24 protein-coding genes are annotated in these 19,510 nt (G+C 53.9%); 5 read left to right on the top strand and 19 right to left on the bottom strand.

What is annotated here, in order from left to right:
• Positions 1-6: 6 nt before the first annotated feature.
• The 12 genes from fliQ to fliF all read right to left on the bottom strand — a co-directional run bounded on the left by fliQ (position 7) and on the right by fliF (position 9,896).
• Positions 7-276 (bottom strand): flagellar biosynthesis protein FliQ, encoded by a 270-nt coding sequence (gene fliQ, locus BN2591_RS16600; RefSeq protein WP_017458379.1) that lies wholly within the window; start codon positions 274-276, stop codon positions 7-9.
• A gap of 9 nt (positions 277-285) precedes the next feature.
• On the bottom strand, positions 286-1,023 hold the full coding sequence (fliP, locus tag BN2591_RS16595) for a flagellar type III secretion system pore protein FliP (RefSeq protein WP_017458378.1): 738 nt from the start codon (positions 1,021-1,023) through the stop codon (positions 286-288).
• A complete protein-coding gene (gene fliO, locus BN2591_RS16590) occupies positions 1,023-1,397 on the bottom strand; it encodes a flagellar biosynthetic protein FliO (protein ID WP_017458377.1) in 375 nt (124 codons plus the stop codon). Before fliO ends, fliP begins: the two co-directional genes overlap by 1 nt.
• 7 nt (positions 1,398-1,404) lie before the next feature.
• Positions 1,405-1,821 carry a flagellar motor switch protein FliN gene (gene fliN, locus BN2591_RS16585; protein WP_020454200.1) on the bottom strand — a complete coding sequence of 139 codons (417 nt, stop codon included), beginning with the start codon at positions 1,819-1,821 and terminating at the stop codon, positions 1,405-1,407.
• Positions 1,818-2,822, bottom strand: coding sequence for a flagellar motor switch protein FliM (fliM, locus tag BN2591_RS16580; protein ID WP_020454199.1), 1,005 nt, complete (start codon positions 2,820-2,822; stop codon positions 1,818-1,820). Before fliM ends, fliN begins: the two co-directional genes overlap by 4 nt.
• A gap of 4 nt (positions 2,823-2,826) precedes the next feature.
• A complete protein-coding gene (gene fliL, locus BN2591_RS16575) occupies positions 2,827-3,294 on the bottom strand; it encodes a flagellar basal body-associated protein FliL (protein ID WP_017458374.1) in 468 nt (155 codons plus the stop codon).
• Positions 3,295-3,397: 103 nt separating this feature from the next.
• Positions 3,398-4,669, bottom strand: a complete 1,272-nt coding sequence (gene fliK / locus BN2591_RS16570) for a flagellar hook length control protein FliK (RefSeq protein WP_086873041.1) — start codon at positions 4,667-4,669, stop codon at positions 3,398-3,400.
• On the bottom strand, positions 4,666-5,109 hold the full coding sequence (fliJ, locus tag BN2591_RS16565) for a flagellar export protein FliJ (protein WP_017458372.1): 444 nt from the start codon (positions 5,107-5,109) through the stop codon (positions 4,666-4,668). The genes fliK and fliJ overlap by 4 nt, the downstream gene beginning before the upstream one ends.
• 19 nt (positions 5,110-5,128) lie before the next feature.
• Positions 5,129-6,499, bottom strand: coding sequence for a flagellar protein export ATPase FliI (gene fliI / locus BN2591_RS16560; RefSeq protein ID WP_020454196.1), 1,371 nt, complete (start codon positions 6,497-6,499; stop codon positions 5,129-5,131).
• Positions 6,499-7,215 (bottom strand): flagellar assembly protein FliH, encoded by a 717-nt coding sequence (fliH, locus tag BN2591_RS16555; RefSeq protein ID WP_086873040.1) that lies wholly within the window; start codon positions 7,213-7,215, stop codon positions 6,499-6,501. Before fliH ends, fliI begins: the two co-directional genes overlap by 1 nt.
• Positions 7,208-8,206, bottom strand: coding sequence for a flagellar motor switch protein FliG (gene fliG, locus BN2591_RS16550; RefSeq protein ID WP_020454194.1), 999 nt, complete (start codon positions 8,204-8,206; stop codon positions 7,208-7,210). Before fliG ends, fliH begins: the two co-directional genes overlap by 8 nt.
• On the bottom strand, positions 8,196-9,896 hold the full coding sequence (gene fliF / locus BN2591_RS16545) for a flagellar basal-body MS-ring/collar protein FliF (protein WP_086873039.1): 1,701 nt from the start codon (positions 9,894-9,896) through the stop codon (positions 8,196-8,198). Before fliF ends, fliG begins: the two co-directional genes overlap by 11 nt.
• 225 nt (positions 9,897-10,121) lie before the next feature.
• Here fliF and fliE point away from each other — a divergent pair, with 225 nt between their 5' ends.
• From fliE to BN2591_RS16530, 3 genes are all read left to right on the top strand, one after another.
• Positions 10,122-10,433 carry a flagellar hook-basal body complex protein FliE gene (gene fliE, locus BN2591_RS16540; RefSeq protein ID WP_086873038.1) on the top strand — a complete coding sequence of 104 codons (312 nt, stop codon included), beginning with the start codon at positions 10,122-10,124 and terminating at the stop codon, positions 10,431-10,433.
• A 218-nt stretch (positions 10,434-10,651) separates the two neighbouring features.
• On the top strand, positions 10,652-11,044 hold the full coding sequence (locus tag BN2591_RS16535; RefSeq protein ID WP_086873037.1) for a VOC family protein: 393 nt from the start codon (positions 10,652-10,654) through the stop codon (positions 11,042-11,044).
• 181 nt (positions 11,045-11,225) lie between these two features.
• Complete coding sequence (locus BN2591_RS16530) at positions 11,226-12,122, top strand: diguanylate cyclase (protein WP_086873036.1); 897 nt, start codon at positions 11,226-11,228, stop codon at positions 12,120-12,122.
• A 145-nt stretch (positions 12,123-12,267) separates the two neighbouring features.
• Here the strand turns inward: BN2591_RS16530 and BN2591_RS16525 are convergent, their stop codons facing one another.
• The 3 genes from BN2591_RS16525 to yedE form a co-directional block, all read right to left on the bottom strand.
• Complete coding sequence (locus BN2591_RS16525; RefSeq protein WP_244173021.1) at positions 12,268-12,930, bottom strand: hypothetical protein; 663 nt, start codon at positions 12,928-12,930, stop codon at positions 12,268-12,270.
• A gap of 267 nt (positions 12,931-13,197) precedes the next feature.
• Positions 13,198-13,428: a sulfurtransferase-like selenium metabolism protein YedF gene (gene yedF, locus BN2591_RS16520; protein WP_017458363.1), complete on the bottom strand. Its 231-nt coding sequence runs from the start codon at positions 13,426-13,428 to the stop codon at positions 13,198-13,200.
• On the bottom strand, positions 13,425-14,633 hold the full coding sequence (gene yedE, locus BN2591_RS16515; RefSeq protein WP_086873035.1) for a selenium metabolism membrane protein YedE/FdhT: 1,209 nt from the start codon (positions 14,631-14,633) through the stop codon (positions 13,425-13,427). The genes yedF and yedE overlap by 4 nt, the downstream gene beginning before the upstream one ends.
• A gap of 192 nt (positions 14,634-14,825) precedes the next feature.
• Here yedE and yedD point away from each other — a divergent pair, with 192 nt between their 5' ends.
• A complete protein-coding gene (gene yedD / locus BN2591_RS16510; protein ID WP_086873034.1) occupies positions 14,826-15,236 on the top strand; it encodes a lipoprotein YedD in 411 nt (136 codons plus the stop codon).
• A 36-nt stretch (positions 15,237-15,272) separates the two neighbouring features.
• On the opposite strand, the gene amyA is transcribed toward yedD, so the two are convergent.
• The 4 genes from amyA to fliD form a co-directional block, all read right to left on the bottom strand.
• The gene (gene amyA / locus BN2591_RS16505) at positions 15,273-16,760 is read right to left on the bottom strand and encodes an alpha-amylase (protein WP_086873033.1); all 1,488 of its coding nucleotides are present in this window, start codon (positions 16,758-16,760) and stop codon (positions 15,273-15,275) included.
• 174 nt (positions 16,761-16,934) lie between these two features.
• Positions 16,935-17,294: a flagella biosynthesis regulatory protein FliT gene (fliT, locus tag BN2591_RS16500; RefSeq protein ID WP_086873032.1), complete on the bottom strand. Its 360-nt coding sequence runs from the start codon at positions 17,292-17,294 to the stop codon at positions 16,935-16,937.
• Positions 17,294-17,704 (bottom strand): flagellar export chaperone FliS, encoded by a 411-nt coding sequence (gene fliS, locus BN2591_RS16495; protein WP_017458358.1) that lies wholly within the window; start codon positions 17,702-17,704, stop codon positions 17,294-17,296. The genes fliT and fliS overlap by 1 nt, the downstream gene beginning before the upstream one ends.
• Before the next feature lie 23 nt (positions 17,705-17,727).
• On the bottom strand, positions 17,728-19,146 hold the full coding sequence (gene fliD / locus BN2591_RS16490) for a flagellar filament capping protein FliD (protein ID WP_086873031.1): 1,419 nt from the start codon (positions 19,144-19,146) through the stop codon (positions 17,728-17,730).
• A 240-nt stretch (positions 19,147-19,386) separates the two neighbouring features.
• Between fliD and BN2591_RS16485 the strand changes: the two genes are divergently transcribed.
• Positions 19,387-19,510 (top strand): flagellin N-terminal helical domain-containing protein (locus tag BN2591_RS16485; protein WP_482793313.1); only part of this gene is annotated, 124 nt, incomplete at its 3' end.

The following is a 19,510-nucleotide window of genomic DNA, read 5'->3' as shown; positions in this document are numbered from 1 at the left end:
GTCGGCTTACCCGATGATATAAGGAATGTTGTTGAACAGGGTGCGCATGTAATCAAGCAGTAAATTCAGCATCCACGGCCCGGCAACCACAATCGTGACAAACACGGCGATGATTTTCGGGATAAAGGAGAGCGTCATTTCGTTGATCTGCGTCGCCGCCTGCAAAATACTGATAACCAGGCCTGTAACCAGCGCAACCAGCAGCAGTGGGGCAGCGAGCGCGAGTGCGACTTTCATCGCCTCGGTGCCCATCATCATGACCGATTCTGGTGTCATCGCTTACTCCTAACTGTAAAAGCTCTGGGCGAGCGAGCTGACCAGTAGCTGCCAGCCATCGACCAGCACAAACAGCATCAGTTTGAACGGCAGGGCAATGGTTGCGGGCGGTACCATCATCATCCCGAGCGCCATCAGGACGCTGGCGATCACCAGATCGATAATCAGGAACGGAATAAATATCGTAAAGCCAATCTGAAAGGCGGTTTTCAGCTCGCTGGTCACATAAGCGGGCAACAGAATACGCATTGATACGGCTTCCGGACCCTGAATCGGCGGGCTATTAGACAGACGGGCAAACAGCGCCAAATCGGCTTCGCGCGTCTGGCGCAGCATAAATTCGCGCAGCGGCTGCGCGCCGCGTTCCAGCGCCACATCGACGGAGATTTTATTCTCGCTAAACGGCTGATAGGCGTCGGTATAAATCTTGTCGATCACCGGCGACATAATAAAAAAGGTCAAAAACAGTGCCAGCCCAAGCAGCACCTGGTTCGGCGGCGCAGACGGTGTTCCCAGCGCGTTTCGCAGCAGGCCGAACACAATGATGATGCGGGTGAAGCTGGTCATCATCAGCAAAATGGCGGGCAGGAAGGTAAGCGAGGTAATAAATACCAGCGTCTGCACCGGCAGCGACCAGCTCTGGCCACCACCGGCTATCGGCTGGCTAATCAAACCCGGAAGTTGTGCAAATGCCGCAGGGGCAACCAGCCATAATCCGGCCAGCGCAAAAGAGAACAAACGGCGCATCAGGATCTCCCGGAACGCTTAAGCAAATTCTTCATCACGGTCTGGAAATCCACATTTTTCACGTTCACGTCTTCACTTTCTGCGGGTGCGGGAGGAAGTTTGTGCAACAGATTGATGTTGGTGGGCGTAACGCCCAGCACCAGGCGTGCATCCTCAACATCCACAATCACCACGCGTTCACGCGGGCCAACCGTGGTGCTGGCGGTCACTTTTAAACCCCGGCCGCTGGCGGTTTTGCCGCCGAGGCCAAGGCGTTTGGCAAGCCACGCGATAATCAAAATTAACGCGATCATGCCAAACAGCGCGCCACTGACCTGCAACAGTGGCGAACCGGAAAGGGCAGACGGTTGGGAAACCGTGGCCTGTGTTTTCATGCTCGACTCAGCGGCTCAAACGACGCATACGCTCGGAAGGGGTGATGATATCGGTGATACGTACGCCGTATTTATCCGCAACGACCACCACTTCACCCTGAGCAATCAGATAACCGTTGATCAGGATATCCAGCGGTTCGCCCGCCAGCCCGTCAAGTGCCACCACGGAACCCTGCGTCAAACGCAGCAGCTCTTTAATTGTCATACGCGTACGACCCAGTTCCACGGTCAGTTTGACCGGGATATCCATAATCAGGTCGATATCCTGGAGAGTGCCGCCAACATCACCACCGCCGAGCTGCTGGAACACGGCATCGGCCGCGCTTTTCGTAGCGGGAGTGGTTTTTTGTTCGTTCAACGCGTCAGCCCACAGATCGTCCAGTGCTCCGCTGTTCTCATCGGACGGATTGTTCATATCACTCATTTGGGCTGTTCCTCATTCAGCGAATTCAAAATCGGGTTTATCAAGTGCTCTACACGTAACGCATATTGTCCGTTGACCGTACCATACTGGCTCGTTAACACCGGTACGCCGTCCACATGAGCGATAATGCGATCGGGTTTATCAATCGGCAGCACATCGCCGGGTTGGAGCTTAAGTATCTGCGACAGGCGCAGGGGAATATCCGCGAAATTGGCAATCAAATTCAGTTCAGAGTGCTGAACCTGACGCACCAAATTGTCACGCCAGTTCTGGTCTTCACTGCGTGAGTTTTCCAGCGGCGGGTTGACCAGCATTTCGCGCAGCGGTTCTATCATGCTGAACGGCAGACAGATATTGAACTCACCCGTCAGGTTACCGATCTCAACATGGAACGGGGTATTGACGACGATATCGTTCGGCGATGTCGTAATGTTGGTAAATTTGACCTGCATTTCCGAACGCACATACTCCACGTCCAGCGGGTTAATCGCCTTCCACGCGTCGCTATAGGCTTCGAGCGCCAGCTTCAGCATGCGATTGATGACGCGCTGTTCAGTGTGCGTAAATTCACGGCCTTCCACTTTCGTTGGAAAACGCCCGTCGCCACCGAACAAGTTATCCACGGCGATAAACACCAGGCTTGGTGAGAAAACAAACAAGCCGGTGCCACGCAGGGGTTTCAGGTGAATCAAGTTCAGGTTGGTCGGAACGGGTAAGTTACGCGCAAACTCGTGATAGGGCTGGATGCGGATCGCGCCGACGGTGATATCCGGGCTACGACGCAGCAGGTTAAACAACCCCATACGGAACTGACGCGCAAAACGCTCGTTGATGATCTCCAGCGCTTGCAGACGCTCACGCACCACGCGGCGCTGGGTATTGGGATCATAGGGGCGAATATCACTATCGCCACCCATACCCGGTTGCGGATCATCACTCTTATCGCTGTCTCCGTTGAGCAGCGCATCGATTTCGGCCTGAGAAAGAATGCTATCGCCCATGTCTTTACCGCAAAATGAAAGCTGTATAAAGAACGTCAGTGACTTCCTGCTTCGGCTGTCCTGGCACTAATGGCGTTGCGATCGTCTCTTTAATCGCGGTAGCAAGGTTCTGCTTGCCTTCGTTGGTTGCAAGCTGTGCTGCGTCCTGACGTGAGAACAACATCAACAAGCGGCTACGCACTTCCGGCAGGTATTCGCTCAGTCTGGCGCGCGTCGCGTCATCTTTCAGACGCAGTGTGATACCGACATACAACACGCGGTCAGCATCGCCCAGGTTCACGGTAAAGGTGTCGAGAGCGAAGAAAACCGGCGCTGGCGGAGGAGGCGCTTCCACTTTTGCGTTAGCCGCAGGTTTCTGTTGCATACGCCAGTAACTATAGCCAGCGGTGGCGCAAGCTGCGAGTGTGATTAACACCAGCAGCGGGATCCAGATAGAGCGCTTACGTTTTTTGTTAATAGCGGAGTCAGTCATCTGTTACGGGCTTCCTGTTAGTACTGCTTATGAGCTGATTATCCCGTGTCCTGCTCCCGTCAAAGGGTGGAAAAGACGGGGATAATCATGCTACCTCTGGCGTTTAGGCAAAGATGTCGACTGCGCCGTTACCTCGAGCTGCAGATTGCAGGCTCGCCGGGGCGACTAACGCGTCGCCATCATCCGTGCCAAACAGATCGCCTGAGCCCGAACGTGAAGCCTGTTGCTGCTGTTGCGAGGCCTGCTGTTGCTGCTGACCGGCAAAAGACTCACTGCTGATATTGCTCTGACCCAACTGAATACCGCTTTCTGCAAGCGACGTACGCAGCATCGGCAGCGCCGCTTCCAGTGCCTGGCGAACATGGCTGTGCGCCGACACCATCTGCAACTGCGCCTGGTTATCTTCGAGCTTAATGGAGATCTGCACCTGGCCCAGATCTTCCGGATGCAGACGCAGCTCCGCGCTCTGCTGACCCTGACGGGTAAAGAGCGTGACATGCTGGCTGATATTCTGCTGCCACTCATGGCTACCCAGCGGAGCGCTGACAACCGGTGCGGCGACAGGCGTGCTGGCCTGCGCGGCGCTGGCGGTGGTGGTCACCGGCGCGATGCTGGCAGTGGTATTGGTGGTTTGCAGCGCATTGTCATTATCTTTCTTCACCGCCGCAGACGAGGAAGCGAGCACCGCCGTCTGCTGGGCATCATCCGCTACATGGAACGGCGTGGTGCCGGCAGCGCTGTCGTTTTTCGTACTGCCACGCGGTAAATCGGTATCTGCCGTCAGTGAACTGGTGTTCAGTGCGCGGTTCGCTGCTTTGGCGACATCAACGCTGCTGCTGGCACTTACCGGTTGTGCGCTGGCGGTGTTCAACTGCGCGGCTTGTTGATGCGGCAGCATCGCCATCAGCGCGCTTAACCCTGCCAGCTCTTCATCACTTAAATCGGTTTTGTTTTCGCTGTCACCGGCTTTGGCCGTTTTGCTTAACGCGGCCAGCACATCGGTTTTCGCCGCAGGCGTCAGGCCAGAAAACAGTTTTTGCACATCGGCGTCGCTTGCTGCCGATGCCATTACATCGCTTTTCGCGCTCTGGCGCGCCAGCAGTTCCGCCAGTTTTTGCGCCGGCGTTTGTGCCTGCGTCTCTTCGCCGGTGGCTGCGGTTGCCGCCAGGTTGCCTTTCGCCAGCTTGCCGCTCAGGGCTGCGGCTTGCAGATCGGCAAGCGTGATGGGCGCATCGCTCTCCTGTCCCTGGCCGCCGGTCATTGCACCCGTCAGCAGAGCGAGGAAATCTTGTGCAGAATCGCCGCCGCTTTTGCCGGCTTGCACACCGGTGGTGGCATCGGATTCTGTCATTAACAGTTTTGACAAGTTGATCATTCTATTTTCCTCAGGGACGCGCGCTGTGCAAATTCATCCATTTTTTTCTGATCGAGACGGTTTTCCGCCAGTAACGCCGCGGCGCTTTGTCGGTCCTGCAAGGTTTGCCAGGCTTGTAAACGTTGTTTCTTTTCACGCCAGCTACCCAGCGCACTATCGACTTTTTCATTCCACTGCGCTAACTGCTGACGGTGCTGCTCAATCGCTTTTTCCAGCGTCTGAATAAACTGCTGATAATTCTGCCAGCGTTGGTTATCAATCCCCTGGCTCATGTTGTTATTCAGACTGCTGCGATACTCATGCTGATATTCAATCAGCATTTTTAATTGCTCTTCCGCTTGCTGGCAGCCGCGACGCATTTCGCCCAGTTTCAGGGCGGCGTCGTCAACTTCTTTCTCTGCCAAATCCTTTAGCGTCGTTAATGCGCTGTTTTGCGTCATAAGTCAGCTCTCCACTACCTTAGACTGTCGGGAAGATCAGCTCTAATGCCTGCATTGAATCTTCCCACCCGGCACGTTCAAAAATGCCCTGCTGCAGGAAGGCTTCCAGGTGTGGCCACAATGCGATGGCTTTATCCAGCATTGGGTCGCTACCGCGCGCATATGCGCCAACGCTCACCAGATCGCGGTTACGTTGGAAGCTCGACAGCAACTGTTTAAAGTTCCGGACTCTGGCGTAATGTTGTTCCGTAATTAACGCTGTCATCGCACGGCTGATAGAGGCTTCAATGTCAATCGCCGGGTAGTGACCAGCTTCCGCCAGGCGGCGAGACAAGACAATGTGCCCATCAAGAATGGCTCGTGCGGAGTCAGCGATCGGATCTTGCTGGTCATCCCCTTCGGTCAGAACGGTATAAAACGCGGTGATCGAACCGCCGCCGTGAATACCGTTCCCCGCGCGTTCCACCAGCGCCGGTAATTTGGCGAAGACAGAAGGGGGATAACCTTTCGTCGCTGGCGGTTCGCCAATTGCCAGCGCGATTTCACGCTGCGCCATGGCATAACGCGTCAGGGAGTCCATGATCAGAAGCACATGCTGACCGCGGTCGCGGAAATCTTCAGCAATGCGCGTCGCGTACGCAGCGCCCTGCATACGCAATAAAGGAGAAACGTCTGCCGGGGCGGCAATCACCACCGAGCGTGCGCGGCCTTCAGCGCCAAGGATGTTCTCGATAAAATCTTTTACTTCGCGGCCACGTTCACCAATCAGCCCCACGACGATAACGTCGGCCTGGGTATAACGGGCCATCATGCCTAACAACACGCTTTTACCGACGCCGGAACCGGCGAACAGGCCCATACGCTGGCCACGTCCGACGGTCAGCAGCGCGTTAATGGCGCGAACGCCGGTATCGAGCACATGCTCAATCGGCGTACGTTGTAAAGGGTTAAACGGCTGGGTGACCAGCGCGCCGGTCTCACCGGTTTCCGGTGCCGGCAGGCCGTCGAGCGGCTTGCCGCCGCCATCCAGCACGCGGCCAAGCAGGGCAGGGCCGAGCGGCAGTTGTTTACCGCTTTGCAAACCATCACCTAACACGCTGCGGGCATAGACGCGCGCGCCAGGCAAAATACCTTCGACTTCTTCCAGCGGCATTAAAAACAGGCGCTGGCCGTTGAAGCCAACCACTTCACATTCGACTTCGCGCGTTTCGACACCGTCCTGACGCTCAATAATGCAGGTCGCGCCCAGCGGCAGTTGCAGGCCGGTGGCTTCCAGCACCAGACCTGTCGCGCGGGTCAGCCGACCATAACGGCGCACAGCGGGCAGCTGCGCCATTTTGACTTCAAAGTTATCCAGCGTCGTGAGCCAGCGGGTCAAACGTGCGGTCATTAAACTACTCCCGGCGCCGCCAGACGGCACAGTTCCTGCCAGCGTGTTGCTACGCTGGCGTCAAGATCGCCTTCATCGGCGGAAACCTTGCACCCGCCCGGATGCAGGGTCGGGTCACCACGCAAACGCCAGCCGTGCAGGCTGAGGGTTGCGCCAAGCATCTCTTCCACGCGTTGCAAGTCGTCCGGATGCACGCGTAACTGCGGTTTCCCGCTGAACAGCGGTTCCTGCTGAATTAAATGCTGGATCTGCTTAATCAGCGCGCTGTTATCAACAACCGGCACCTGGCCTAACACCTGGCGCGCGGCTTCCAGCGCCATCTGCATCAGACGCGAGGCGATAACGCTGTCCAGCGCATCCAGCGTGTACTGGAATTCGCTGACCAGCTGCTGCATACGCGCATGGATCGGCGCCTGTTGCTGGCGTGCCTGATTGAGACCATCTTCGCGCCCCTGCGCCAGCCCTTCCTGATAGCCGACGTCGTGACCGGCTTTGCGGCCTTCCGCCAGACCGGCGTTATACCCGGCGTCGTGCGCCTGCATCTGGATCTGCGCCAGCTGCTGTTGCAGCTTCTGCTCCTGGGATATCTCGTCTTCTTCGCCGTCCGCTTCATCGGCTGACGAAGACTCTTTCGTCAGCAGGGGAGCGAACTCGGCAGCCAGCGGCAGTGCCAAATCGTCCGGCTTCCAGACTTTCCACGGCAATTCATTAGACATAGGTATCCTCGCCGCTGCCAATTACCATCTCGCCGGTCTCCGCCAGACGGCGAACGATGAGCAGGATGGCTTTCTGTTCGTTTTCCACCTGAGACAGACGCACCGGCCCACGGTTGGCCAGGTCGTCGCGCAGGATATCTGCCGCACGCTGCGACATGTTGCGCAGGAATTTCTCGCGCAGTGGCTGCTCGGCGCCTTTGAGGGCAACCAGCAGGGATTCGGAATCCACTTCCTGCAGCAGGCGCTGGATGCTGCGGTCGTCCACATCCACCAGGTTTTCGAACAGGAACATCTCGTCGATAATTTTCTGCGCCAGTTCGCCGTCGAACTCGCGAACGGCGGTAATAACGGCTTCTTCCTGCTGCGTTTTCATCAGGTTGATGATTTCCGCCGCGGTTCTCACGCCGCCCATTTTGCTGCGTTTGAGGTTCTGGCCGTCGAGCAGGTTGTTCAGCACTTCGGTCAGTTCCGCCAGCGCAGCAGGCTGTACGCCGCCGAAGGTGGCAATACGCAGCATCACATCGTGGCGCATACGCTCGTCAAACAGCGCAAGGATATCCGCCGCCTGAGAACGTTTGAGGTGCACAAGGATAGTGGCGATGATCTGCGGGTGTTCGTCGCGGATAAGGTCGGCGGCGCTCTGCGGCTCCATAAAGTTGAGCGTCTCGATGCCGCTGGTGGTATCGCGCGTTTCGAGAATATCTTCCAGCAGGCTGGAAGCACGCTCTTCGCCAAGGGCTTTCACCAGCACCGAACGCAGGTAATCGTTGGCGTTGATGTTCAGCGCCGCGAATTGTTCCGCTTCGTTCTCGAACTCCTGCAACACGTCCATCAGCTGTTTGTTGGAGATCTGACGTACGCTGGCCATCGCGGTACTCAAGTGCTGGACTTCGCGGGCGGAGAGGTGTTTGAACACCTCAGCCGCGCGATCTTCGCCAATGGTCATCAGCAGGATGACGCTTTTGTCCGTTCCGGAAAGATTATTGCTCATGTTCGTTACTCATCCACTGGCGAATGACCAGCGCCACGACGCGCGGATCGTTATCTGACATTTCGCGAATACGCTGGCTCATTACCTCGGCGCTCAGGCGCTGGTTAGAGCGACGTTGCTGGTTCTGCTCGTCTTTGCTGAGGCGCACTTCCACCGATTCTTCGATTTCCGCTTTGGCCTGTTGCGCTTCCTGCAGGGCTTTCGCCTCTTCCTGGCGGCGTACCAGCTGCGGACGAACCGCTTTACGCCACAGCAGCCACGCCACGATGAGAACCAGCAACCAGCGACCTGCGGACATCAGCTGTTCGATAAACGACTGCTGCTGCCAGAATGGGAGCTGACCACCGAGATCGTCCGTTGCGTTGAACGGCGAGTTGACGACGTTCAGGGTGTCACCGCGTTTCTCGGTGTAACCCATCGCTTCGCGAGTCAAATCTTCAATCTGTTTAATCTGGTCGGCTGTCAGCGCGGCGGTTTTGCCACCCGGCAGCGAACGATAGTTGACCACCACCGCCACAGAGAGGCGCTCGATATCGCCAACATTCATTTTGGTGTGGCGGATCGTACGGTCGACTTCGTAGTTATTGGTTTCGTTATGCGTGGTGTTACGCGGCCCGGTGGTGGTGCTTGCCGTGCTCGTGCCTTGCTGACCCTGCGCATTTTGATTCTGCTGGCCGTTCTGCTGATTGGCAGGCGGCGTGGTGATCGGCGCGCTATTCGCCGGGGCAGGCTGGTTCGACAACGCACCCGGAACGCCGCCAGGGTACTGGCCGCCAATCTGCTCGCTGCTGTTTACCTGACGCGAACGCAGCACTGCCTGTGACGGATCGCCGCCGTTTGGCGTGTATTGCTCTTCCGTCTGCTCTTTATTCGAAAAGTCGAGTTTCGCCGTTACCTGCGCGTGAACGTTGCCGTTACCCACGATAGGCCCAAGGATCGCTTCGATACGACGCTGGATACGGCCTTCAACGTCGGCGGTGTATTTCAGTTGCGCATCATTCAGGTCACGACCGGCAACGCCGGATTGGGTCAGCAGACGACCGCTCTGATCGACAACGGTAACGTTGCCCGGCGGCAAACCAGCCACCGCGCTGGAAACGAGGTGTACGACGGCGCTGATCTGGCCGTCATCCAGCGCGCGTCCCGGCTGTAAATTCACCGTGACGGACGCGGAAGGGGCTTTCTGTTCGCGCACGAACAGCGACGGTTTTGGCATCGCGAGGTGAACGCGCGCGCCTTTTACCGGGCCGAGTGCTTCGATGGTGCGCGCCAGTTCGCCTTCCAGCGCACGCTGGTAGTTCACTTGTTCGCTGAACTGGCTGATACCAAATTTTTCCTGATCCAGCAGTTCAAAACCGACAGCGCCGCCTTTCGGCAGCCCCTGTTGAGCCAGTTTCAGGCGCAGTTCCTGGACTTTATCGGCGGGAACTTCAATAGCACCGCTACCGTCAGCAAAGCGGTAGGGGACGTTCATCTGCGTCAATTGGGTGACGATAGCGCCGCCGTCCTGATCGGACAGGTTGCTATAAAGCGTGCGGTAGTCCGGGCTTTTCGCCCACAGTACCATAGCAACAACAATGGCAACCGCTGCTGCAGCGGCCACCATTAAAGGAATTTTGGGGTTCGCGCGTAAGCGGTTAAGCCACTCAAGAGATTTATTCTGCGGTGCAGTTGTTGCAGTCGCACTCATTGCGCACCTCGTAACTCTGGGTGGATGTTGTTATTTGAGTTGAGAAACAAAACAGACTCCCGGGTCGGCAAACTCGACAAATGTCCATTAACTGGCAGTGTCATTATTTGATGAATCCGAATTTTCTATGCCTCAAATAACCTGGTTTTTTATCGCTATTTACCGCCATTATCCCATTGACAAGCTGTTAACCTTGTCAGGTATCAAACCATCCGGGGATTTACCATGGCTATACAGGGCATTGAAAGCGTCGTCAGTCAGTTGCAGGCAACTGCCGGGGTTGCGCGTAATCAGAGCGTGGAGAGTGAACCGTCTATCAGCTTCGCCGGGCAACTGCATGCTGCGCTGGATCGCATTAGCGACACGCAAAACGCAGCGCGTACCCAGGCGGAAAAATTTACACTCGGTGAGCCGGGTGTAGCGCTGAACGACGTGATGACCGATTTGCAGAAATCATCGATCTCGTTGCAAATGGGTATTCAGGTACGTAACAAACTGGTTTCTGCATACCAGGACATCATGAACATGCAGGTGTAGTGAGCCTGACTCACGCATAACCACGAATAACGGGAAGATAACCACCACGCTGGCGGTTATTTTCCCCTTCTTTTGCGTGCCTCGCGCTTTTTCACCCACTTCTTTTTCCTCCTTACTACCCTATTGCGTGGGCACAGACGATCACATCGACCATTGCCGTTGCGGGTAAAGTCATTTTTACCGTTTTCCACTGACGATACCCGAAGGACAGATTGCGAATGTTTGCCCATATGAGAATCGCCCGGCCCGTAACCGACCTTGAACTGAGCTGCCGCATGTATTGCGACGCGCTTGAACTGCGCAAAATTGCCGATTTCACCGATCACGAGGGATTCAGCGGCGTGATGCTGGGGCATCGCGCTGTGCCCTGGCATCTTGAATTTACCCTTTGTCACCACCATCCTGTCACACCTGTCGCGACGGCCGAGGATTTGCTGGTGCTCTATTACCCGGATGCTGATGAATGGGCTGCGCGCTGTGAAGCCATGCGCAAAGCCGGTTTTACAGAAGTCGTTTCGTTTAACCCTTACTGGGATATTTCAGGCAAGAGCTGGCAGGATCATGACGGCTACCGCGTGGTGCTGCAAAACAGCGCATGGGTAACAGACTGAATGCGATGAGTTTTATGCTAGGGCATTTTCCGCGCTTAAAATTAGTGCGCGCGCGGGCCCCGCTTCGTAAATATTCCTTGTGACGAAATATCTGATTATTGCGTGCTCTTTATTATATTGACATAAATATACACTTTGTTTTTTACACTGTAGCGCCTGTAACGCAGCGGTGAGGAATATCATGTATCGGAGTACGGAACAAATTGATAATATTCTTTTTGATCTTAATAAGGCAGTTGACGCGCATTATGATTGGTTAATCAATATGTTTGCCTGTGTGGTCAATAATAATATTGAGCAGTCGGAAAGTATTAATGTGAACTCGCACCACCTGTGCCATTTCGGTCGCTGGCTGGACGGGCATCAATCCATGGATCAGGAGGAGTCCAACTGCCTGCAGGCAATTGAGGCAACACACACAAAAATGCATCACTGCGGTCGTGAATTGATGTGGGTGATTAGGGATAAAAAAACAAATACGGATAAATTTTCAGAATTTAAGCATCGTCTTACGTTATTTTCTGCAGCGGTAACCGCTTATAAAATCTATTTATTAAAGATGCGCAGTAGCGTTGATATATTAACAGGCTTGCCAGGCCGCAGAATGCTGGATGAAAGATTTGAACAGCAATTGAAAGACGTATCCGATCAGAATATGTATATGCTGCTGCTTGATATCGATCGTTTTAAAAATGTGAATGATACCTACGGGCATCTTGTCGGCGATGCTGTTTTACGTGAACTGGCGCAGCAATTGCGCGATCGGATCCGTGAGGGTGACACCGCCTACCGCTACGGTGGTGAGGAGTTCATTATTATTTTATACGCGCCTTCGGACAGAGAGGCGTGCCAGGCCGCGCTGCGCCTGTGTAAATCGGTTGCAGCGACAACCATTCGCTGTGACGATAAAGCGCTTAACATTACGGTGACCATCGGTGTGACGCAGGCGTGGGCGGGCGAGTCTATTGGCGTCGTCGTGAAAAGAGCCGATGCGGCGATGTACCGGGGAAAACAGACCGGGCGCAATCGCTGTATGTTAATGGATGAAGGCGGTGAGATTCACCTTATTACCAGCTAATACTCCGTTATCGCAGGTTGATTTGTTTTATGTCGCGCTCATTGTTATCAAGGGTTCTGTTATCAACAGACGGGTGACGTTATTTTTAGGCATAATAAAAAAGCCCTTCAAAGGGCTTTTTTAACGCAGGAAAACAGCGGATGAATTACAAATTCTGGTAGCGGTCTTCAAGGCTAATATAGTAAGAGGAGTTGACCAGCGCTTGTTTAAGGGCATGCCGGTTTTGACTGTCAAAGAAGGCATAATTAATTTTACCGGCCAGAGCCAGGCCTGTCGGGCGCATCATATGATACGCGTTGTCACCTGAGCCAATTTTCGGTGCAACATAATTTTTAAGCAGGTCATTGCCCTGCAGATCAAAACTCTCGTTAATACCCAGTGATTTGTGATAAATCACCTGTAATAACAAACTCAGATTATAGTTATCCGGGTGGCTTACCGTTGAGTAGCAATCCGGATTCGCGGAAAGTGTACGGAAATACTCTTCAGAATAATCGAAGTAAAGCTTACCTTGTTGAAATAAGGTGCGGTATTTCAGCGCATCTTCTTTAAGCATAGTGGTCTGTTTTTCACTGGAAAAACGCACGGAATGGTACGCTTCCACCACGTTTTGAATACCCACATTGGTGAGATAAAGATGCAGCATGCGGTAATCGACGTAGACCATAAAATCAGGGATTTTATTTTTATAGTACCCGAGTTGCGGCGTTGAAATGCGGGATTCCATGGTCGGCAGCATAGTGATATCGAAGAATTGACTTAAGGCTGCCGTTGAAAACGGTCCCCATTTGTCCGCATGATGCTGCATAAAAATGAAATCACACTGTTCTAATTCGTGATAGAAGTTAATGAAGTCATTATTTCGTTAAGTTTATAAATAGGCATATTGAAAATGCCGTCGAACTTACCTTCATGCAGCCCGCTGACGTTCATTATCAAATTTCCCAGAACTTCAAGTTGGCAATTACCAATTAATGCTAATTTCATTTTATAAACGCCCCCAGGTTTATGCATTCCGTTGTAATTACAGCGCCTAATTTTATCGTTAGCCTGGGGGAGGAGTACAGGTAAAACCTTATTTTTGTATCAAATACCGGATCGTCGGCCCATCCTGCTGAATATCCAGTACGGTATAGCCGTGATTACGCGCATCCAGAGGGATATTGTTAATGGATTGCGGGCAGTCGCTTACCACTTCCAGAATCTCGCCTTTTTTTAACTGCGGCAGCGCTTCCAGTGTCGCAACGGCCGGGTACGGACAGGGCTCACCGCTCATATCAAGACGGTAATCAGGCACAATGTTCATGCTGTCTCCTTAACGGAAGTGATTGTGCTGGCGCGGCGGAAGAAGCGTTTCTCCCAGCCGACGACAAACAAGAAAGCGGCCAGCAACAAAAGATAAGTGACCAGCAGGCCACCCAGCGGACCGAAGGTATTCAACAGGTTGATTTTGTCCCAGCTGGTAGCCAGCGCAGGGGATAAATCATCCCAGTAGTAGGCAAGGATCGTTGAACCAATCACGTTACCAAGCCCAACCCACCAGTAGTGTACCTGGCCTTCTACCGCGCGGTACATCCAGCCCGTTTCACAACCGCCGGCCAGGACAATACCAAAGCCGAACAGCAACCCGCCGATCACCGCATTCGGACCCGCCCACATAATTTTGGCTTCCATGCCCAACTGGACATAGCTGAAGATGCCAATAGCGCTGGCGGCCATACCGAAAATAATCGCTTTCGCCATCATCGTGCGTCCGGTGATCCACATATCGCGGAAGGCCGAGGTAAAACAGATTTGCGCACGTTCGATAAGCAGACCAAAACCGACACCAAACAGCATCGCCAGACCTAATTTTGGCTGGTTCATCGCCGTCAGCAGCGCCCAGGCCACCATGCCGGCGAACACCAGCATGCCGATGCGAAAACGACGTTTTGCCTGCGCAGGTTTTTGCGTCAGCGGCGAGGCGGCGGAGACTTTTTGCATTTTGACCGGGATACGAAACAGCGGCAGCAACGTAAAGCGTGCGCCAAACCACGAGCCAATGGCGGTGGCAATAGCAAAAAACCACGCGTGTAGCGAGAACTGCGGAATACCGGTAAAGAAGGCGGCGAGGTTACAGCCCATCGCCAGACGCGCGCCAAAACCGGCAATCATCCCGCCGACAATCGCCTGCATGATGCGGATACGGCTGTGTGGTAAACGTAGCTTGACGTTGTTCGCCCATAGCGCGGCGGCGAAACAGCCGCCAAACATGCCGATGATCATCATGCCATCAATACGGGTGAGCGGCGTGCCGTCCAGGTGGATCAATTTGAAGTAGCCCCACTCTTCGGTATGCACGCCGGCCAGTTGCAATAACTGGCCTCCCCAGCGGGTAAATTCGCCAGTGACCGCCCAGAACGTGCCGGTGATACCAAAATAGTAGGTGGAGAGGATGCCCGCAGCGATAACCGCCGGGACAGGTGACCAGAACTTTATCAAAAAGCAGTCTTTGAACTGTTGCCATGACATAGAAATGAGCCTCTGAACTCAGAAGGAACGGGTAATGCAAAAGAACCCGGATAATACACGGGTGAGATGACAAGCTAACGTAAAAAAGGCGAAAAACCTGGTATAGATCAAACTTGCAGGCGGTGGGGGAAAGGGTGGCGATGATAATGCTTTAATGCCACAATATTTTTTTCTTCGCGAGCAGGATAAATAATGAAAAAGCGAGTGATTATTGGCGCGGCGATGCTGCTGAGCGGTTGCGTTCAGGTGGATAATTACGATGCGGTGGTGAAGCAGCCCGCACCGGCAGGGCTGGCGGGTTACTGGCAGTCTTCCGGGCCGCAAAGCAGCCTGGTGAGCCCGGAAGCCATCGCCAGCCTTATCGTGACAAAAGAGGGAGATACGCTTGATTGCCGCCAGTGGCAGCGCGTGATCGCCGTTCCGGGCAAGCTGATGCGTAATGGCGACAAGCTGTATAACGTGACGCAAAAACGCGACATTTACCGCCTTGAGCGCGAAGGCAATACGCTGGAGTTTGACGGTCTGACATTGCAACGGGTGGATAAACCCACGGTTGAATGCCAGGACGCGTTAACAAAAGCCGGGCTGAAGATCCCGCACTAAATAGTACGCCGGGTCGGCATGTTACCCGGCGCATTTTTATCCCGCATCCTCAATGACCCACACGCTGACGCTACCGCCATGGCAGGTGAATGTTCCCTCACCGTGTTCGTCGGTGGTGATGGTTTCCTCGCGGTTACCGAGAAAATCCCGCCACACTTTACTGGCGTAATTCTCCCCCAGCATTAGCTGCTTTTCTCCCTCATCGCCATTGGACATCACCACCACGCAGCCCGGCTCACATTCGGTGCCGCTGCGGCTAAAGGCAATGCAGTTAGGGTGATCAAACCACAGGGTTTGCACGCCGTGGGCGAAACGCTGACGGGCGAGAATTAACCGATCGAGATGTGCAATGACGGGCATATCGACATGGTAGGTTTCGCCATCGCCGCCGGTGTCGTCGTAGCTTGCGCCAAACAGATCCGGGTAAAACACCGACGGCACGCCATTTTCGCGCAGCAGGATCAGCGCATAGGCCAGCGGTTTAAACCAGGCTTCGACCGGGGCTTCCAGGGCTTGCAGGGGTTGCGTGTCGTGGTTGGCAACCAGCGTGACGGCGTGAAACGGATCGGCTTCCACCAGGGTTCCGTCGAAGATCTGGCGCATATCGTAATCGCGTCCCTGTTGCGAGGCTTCATGAAATTTCATGTGCAGCGGCGCGTCAAAGAGCATCGTCTTGCCCTCAACCTGGCCGATATACTGCTGCAGCTTTTCCACTTCATGGGACCAGTATTCAGCAACGATAAACAGCGGTCCGGGCGCGACTTCCTGCACATGCTCGATCCACTCTTTATAGAACCAGGCCGGAATGTGTTTCACTGCGTCCAGACGAAAACCGTCGCAGTGGGTCTGTTCCATTACCCAGCGCGCCCAGTATTTAATCTCTTCCGTCACCGCATGGTTACGAAAATCGATATTGGCGCCCATCAGGTAGTCGAAGTTGCCCAGCTCGTCGTCAACCTGGTCGTTCCAGCCGTCGCCGCTATAGTCATTAACGATTTTAAAGACGCCGTATTCGCCCGGATTTTCGATATGATCGACGCCGCTAAAACATTTGTAATCCCAGATAAATCGCGAATATTTCCCGGCGCGGGCAGGGAAGGTGAAGCGCGTCCAGGCTTCGCATTCAACAATCTCGTCGTCAATTTGCGTACGATCCTGTTGATTGACCCGGTTTACTCGTACCGCTTCTTTTTCATCGGCGCCCATTTTGTGGTTTACCACCACATCCAGCAGCACGGCGATATCGTTCGCCTGCAGGGCGTCAATGGCGGCGAGCAGTTGCGCTTTATCGCCATATTTAGTGGCGACGCTGCCTTTCTGATCAAACTCACCTAAATCGAATAAATCGTAGCTGTCATAACCCACCGATTGGCCGCCTGCGGCACCTTTGTACGCCGGGGGAAGCCAGACCATATTGATCCCCATGTCATTGAGCGCACCTGCGCGCGCGCGAAGTTCCGGCCAGAGTGCGCCGCCATCAGGGGAGTACCAGTGAAACGTTTGCAACAGGGTGGGGTTTTTCATCTTCCATGCTCCAGAATGAGACGTTGGAAGTATGGCTGAGATTTGAGAAACAACGAGCCGCTACGCACATATTGGCGGTGGAGTCTGTATTGGGAGAGAAAAACGGAATGCGTGGTGAAGGCGAAAACCGTAGCGGGTGATGGACTGTTCCTGTATCACCCGCCGGGCATGAGATTAGATCTCGTTGGGGAATAAAATGTTTCCAGAGAGACGTCCATATGTCGAATGCAGGTTATGTTGTCGGGATGTCTGTCCAACCAATGTCCGCAGCTCGTCCATTCGCTGGCTTAACAGTTCTTTGAGGGAAACTTCATTGTCCAGAATTTGCTGTAGCAGCGGGCGAATTTGCGCCTGCATTTGAGGCGCGACTTCACTAATGTCCTGGAACTGTGTCAGTTTCTCCACAGCGGTAATGTAATTCAACTCGTGCTCAATGAGTTCGTCCCAACGCCCTTCCTTCGCGAGGTTAAGCATGGTGCGGCTGGTGACCAACAGCTGCTGATAGTGGTGGAGCAACCCGAAATTTGCTTCCATTAGTAAGTGTCCCGCGCGTTTTGATTATTGGGGCCAATCTCTTTCCAGGCATCAGCAATGTTGTTGAGCAACGTTGAAACTTCATCAATGGCGGAGAGGTCATTGTGGAGATTAGCCTGTAAAAGACGTCGTGTCATATAGTCATAAAGACTGTCCAGGTTTGCGGCGATCTCGCCACCGACTTCGTGGTCGAGACCGGCACGCAAACCATTGGTAATGATATTAATAGCCTTTGAAAGCGCCTGTCCTTTACCAGGAATATCTCCCTGCTCAATCAGGATCGCAGCCCTTTTCATGGCGCTTAATGCGCCATCAAAAAGCAGTACCACAAGTTGATGCGGGCTGGCGCTCAGGACGGCGCTTTCCACGCCGACCTGAGCATAAGCCTGAGTTCCCGATTTCGTATACATTTCAAACCTCAACGAATACTTTATTAATTGGTCTTGTTAAATTGCTGGGTTAAATAGTTACCGGTTGACTCCAGTGACGATACCAGCGTACTTAAACTTGTAAATTGCGCTTTATAACGAGCCATGGTTGCGGTGATCTGGTCGTTAACCCGGTCATACTGCTCAGACAGCTTTTTCAGCGTCTTGTTAATCCCATCGGTTGCATTCTGCACGGTGCCGTCGGTACCGAGGAAATCATCCAGCAGATTGCTGGCCTGCGTCGCAAAACCTGTGGTTTTGCCATCACCGGTCAGGAAAGAGATGACGTCAGTCGATTTTTCCGTCAGCGCTTTGTCGAGCTTGGTGCTGTCGACGGTCAGTTTGCCGGAGACATCCTGGGTAATACCCAGCTGCGACAGGATGTTATAGCTGCCGGTGTTGCTCTGCGACGAGGAGAGCAGGGAGCGCAGACGCGTTTGAATGTTACGCAGCGTACCGTCACCCAGCAGATCGCCGTTAGAGTTGTCCTGAGACGAACTGCCCTGATCCACTTTCGTGTATTTTGTCTGGTTGGCAATGGTCGTCTGCAGTGAGTTATAGGCATCTACAAACGCCTGCACCGCCGCGGTCATTGGCGCGTTATCTTTGGTTACCGCCAGCGTTTCCGGGCTACCGGTATTGGTCTTGTTCAGCGTCAGCGTTACACCTTCCGGCGCATCGGTGATGGTGTTACTGCTACGCGTGATGGCAACGCCGTTGATCTTCAGGTTGGCGTCGGCAGCGGCAACCTGCTGCGTCATGGTATTGCTGGCGCTGCCGGCATTGCTGGAGTCATAACTAACGTACTTGGCTAATTTGGTATCATTAGTCGTGATCGTCATCTGGTTGGTGGTACCGCTATCGCGCGAGGTCAGCGCCAGGTAGTAGCTGCTGTCATCGGCTTTGATGATACTGGCGGTCACACTGCCTGCTTTCGCGTTGATCGCATCACGGATATCCGCCAGGCTGGTCTTATCGCTTGCCAGCGTAACGGTCAGCGGATCTTTTTGACCCGGTTGGGTGATCGTAATGGTGCGCGAGCTCAGGCTGCTATCACCTAAATCCGTATCTTTACTTGCCGCTTTCGGGCTGAGCAGCGACTGCGCTGCTGCCAGCGACGTCACTTCAATAGAATATGATCCCGCCGTTGCACTGGTCGCCAGGGAGGCGGTAAACGCCGTGTTAGTGCTGGAAACTTTGGCCGATGCAATTTTGGAAGTATCTTTCAGCGCATTGGCCGCTGTTTGCAGTTTGGTCAGCGACGTCTGAACGACACCCCACGCAGTAAGTTTTGCTTTATACGATGTCTGCTGAGTGGTAATTGGCGTCAGCCTGGCCTCTTCGGCCGTCTGCAGCTGGCTATACAGCGTACTGAGCGACGAACTTAAACTGGTGCCTGCTCCGATAGAACTAATAGTTGCCATTTCTTTATCCTTCAGTTTTAGACAATCACTGTGTGGATTATCGGCAGCGACTGCGAAAAGATTAGAGGGTTTTTTTTAAAACAATGGCGAAATAAAGATAAAGAATAGCGGGCAGTTTGCGGCTTTAAAAAAATGATCTTTTTTTCTAAAGGTTGCTCAGACGCGGTCGATAATCTGAATGACGGTGAGAAAACCGTAGGCAGATGCCTGAATCTGATAACTTTTTTAAGGAATTACATCATGGCTGTTATTAATACTAACACCCTGTCGCTGATGACCCAGAACAACCTGAACAAATCTCAGTCTTCTCTGGGCACCTCGATCGAGCGTCTCTCTTCCGGTCTGCGTATCAACAGCGCTAAAG

Source organism: Kosakonia pseudosacchari, assembly GCF_900184035.1.
Classification (GTDB): domain Bacteria; phylum Pseudomonadota; class Gammaproteobacteria; order Enterobacterales; family Enterobacteriaceae; genus Kosakonia; species Kosakonia pseudosacchari.
Note: the sequence above shows the minus strand (reverse complement) of the source record. Positions and strands in the feature narration are given on the sequence as shown.

What these genes read in the sequence shown, in the direction of transcription:
- fliK (WP_086873041.1), bottom strand. Translation starts at nt 4,669, where the DNA reads ATGATCAACTTGTCAAAACTGTTAATGACAGAATCCGATGCCACCACC.
- amyA (WP_086873033.1), bottom strand. Translation starts at nt 16,760, where the DNA reads ATGAAAAACCCCACCCTGTTGCAAACGTTTCACTGGTACTCCCCTGAT.
- fliL (WP_017458374.1), bottom strand. Translation starts at nt 3,294, where the DNA reads ATGACTGACTCCGCTATTAACAAAAAACGTAAGCGCTCTATCTGGATC.
- fliH (WP_086873040.1), bottom strand. Translation starts at nt 7,215, where the DNA reads ATGTCTAATGAATTGCCGTGGAAAGTCTGGAAGCCGGACGATTTGGCA.
- fliP (WP_017458378.1), bottom strand. Translation starts at nt 1,023, where the DNA reads ATGCGCCGTTTGTTCTCTTTTGCGCTGGCCGGATTATGGCTGGTTGCC.
- fliQ (WP_017458379.1), bottom strand. Translation starts at nt 276, where the DNA reads ATGACACCAGAATCGGTCATGATGATGGGCACCGAGGCGATGAAAGTC.
- fliM (WP_020454199.1), bottom strand. Translation starts at nt 2,822, where the DNA reads ATGGGCGATAGCATTCTTTCTCAGGCCGAAATCGATGCGCTGCTCAAC.
- fliI (WP_020454196.1), bottom strand. Translation starts at nt 6,499, where the DNA reads ATGACCGCACGTTTGACCCGCTGGCTCACGACGCTGGATAACTTTGAA.
- BN2591_RS16525 (WP_244173021.1), bottom strand. Translation starts at nt 12,930, where the DNA reads ATGCAGCATCATGCGGACAAATGGGGACCGTTTTCAACGGCAGCCTTA.
- fliF (WP_086873039.1), bottom strand. Translation starts at nt 9,896, where the DNA reads ATGAGTGCGACTGCAACAACTGCACCGCAGAATAAATCTCTTGAGTGG.
- fliG (WP_020454194.1), bottom strand. Translation starts at nt 8,206, where the DNA reads ATGAGCAATAATCTTTCCGGAACGGACAAAAGCGTCATCCTGCTGATG.
- fliS (WP_017458358.1), bottom strand. Translation starts at nt 17,704, where the DNA reads ATGTATACGAAATCGGGAACTCAGGCTTATGCTCAGGTCGGCGTGGAA.
- fliE (WP_086873038.1), top strand. Translation starts at nt 10,122, where the DNA reads ATGGCTATACAGGGCATTGAAAGCGTCGTCAGTCAGTTGCAGGCAACT.
- fliN (WP_020454200.1), bottom strand. Translation starts at nt 1,821, where the DNA reads ATGAGTGATATGAACAATCCGTCCGATGAGAACAGCGGAGCACTGGAC.
- fliT (WP_086873032.1), bottom strand. Translation starts at nt 17,294, where the DNA reads ATGGAAGCAAATTTCGGGTTGCTCCACCACTATCAGCAGCTGTTGGTC.
- yedE (WP_086873035.1), bottom strand. Translation starts at nt 14,633, where the DNA reads ATGTCATGGCAACAGTTCAAAGACTGCTTTTTGATAAAGTTCTGGTCA.
- yedD (WP_086873034.1), top strand. Translation starts at nt 14,826, where the DNA reads ATGAAAAAGCGAGTGATTATTGGCGCGGCGATGCTGCTGAGCGGTTGC.
- fliO (WP_017458377.1), bottom strand. Translation starts at nt 1,397, where the DNA reads ATGAAAACACAGGCCACGGTTTCCCAACCGTCTGCCCTTTCCGGTTCG.
- fliD (WP_086873031.1), bottom strand. Translation starts at nt 19,146, where the DNA reads ATGGCAACTATTAGTTCTATCGGAGCAGGCACCAGTTTAAGTTCGTCG.
- BN2591_RS16530 (WP_086873036.1), top strand. Translation starts at nt 11,226, where the DNA reads ATGTATCGGAGTACGGAACAAATTGATAATATTCTTTTTGATCTTAAT.
- BN2591_RS16535 (WP_086873037.1), top strand. Translation starts at nt 10,652, where the DNA reads ATGTTTGCCCATATGAGAATCGCCCGGCCCGTAACCGACCTTGAACTG.
- fliJ (WP_017458372.1), bottom strand. Translation starts at nt 5,109, where the DNA reads ATGACGCAAAACAGCGCATTAACGACGCTAAAGGATTTGGCAGAGAAA.
- yedF (WP_017458363.1), bottom strand. Translation starts at nt 13,428, where the DNA reads ATGAACATTGTGCCTGATTACCGTCTTGATATGAGCGGTGAGCCCTGT.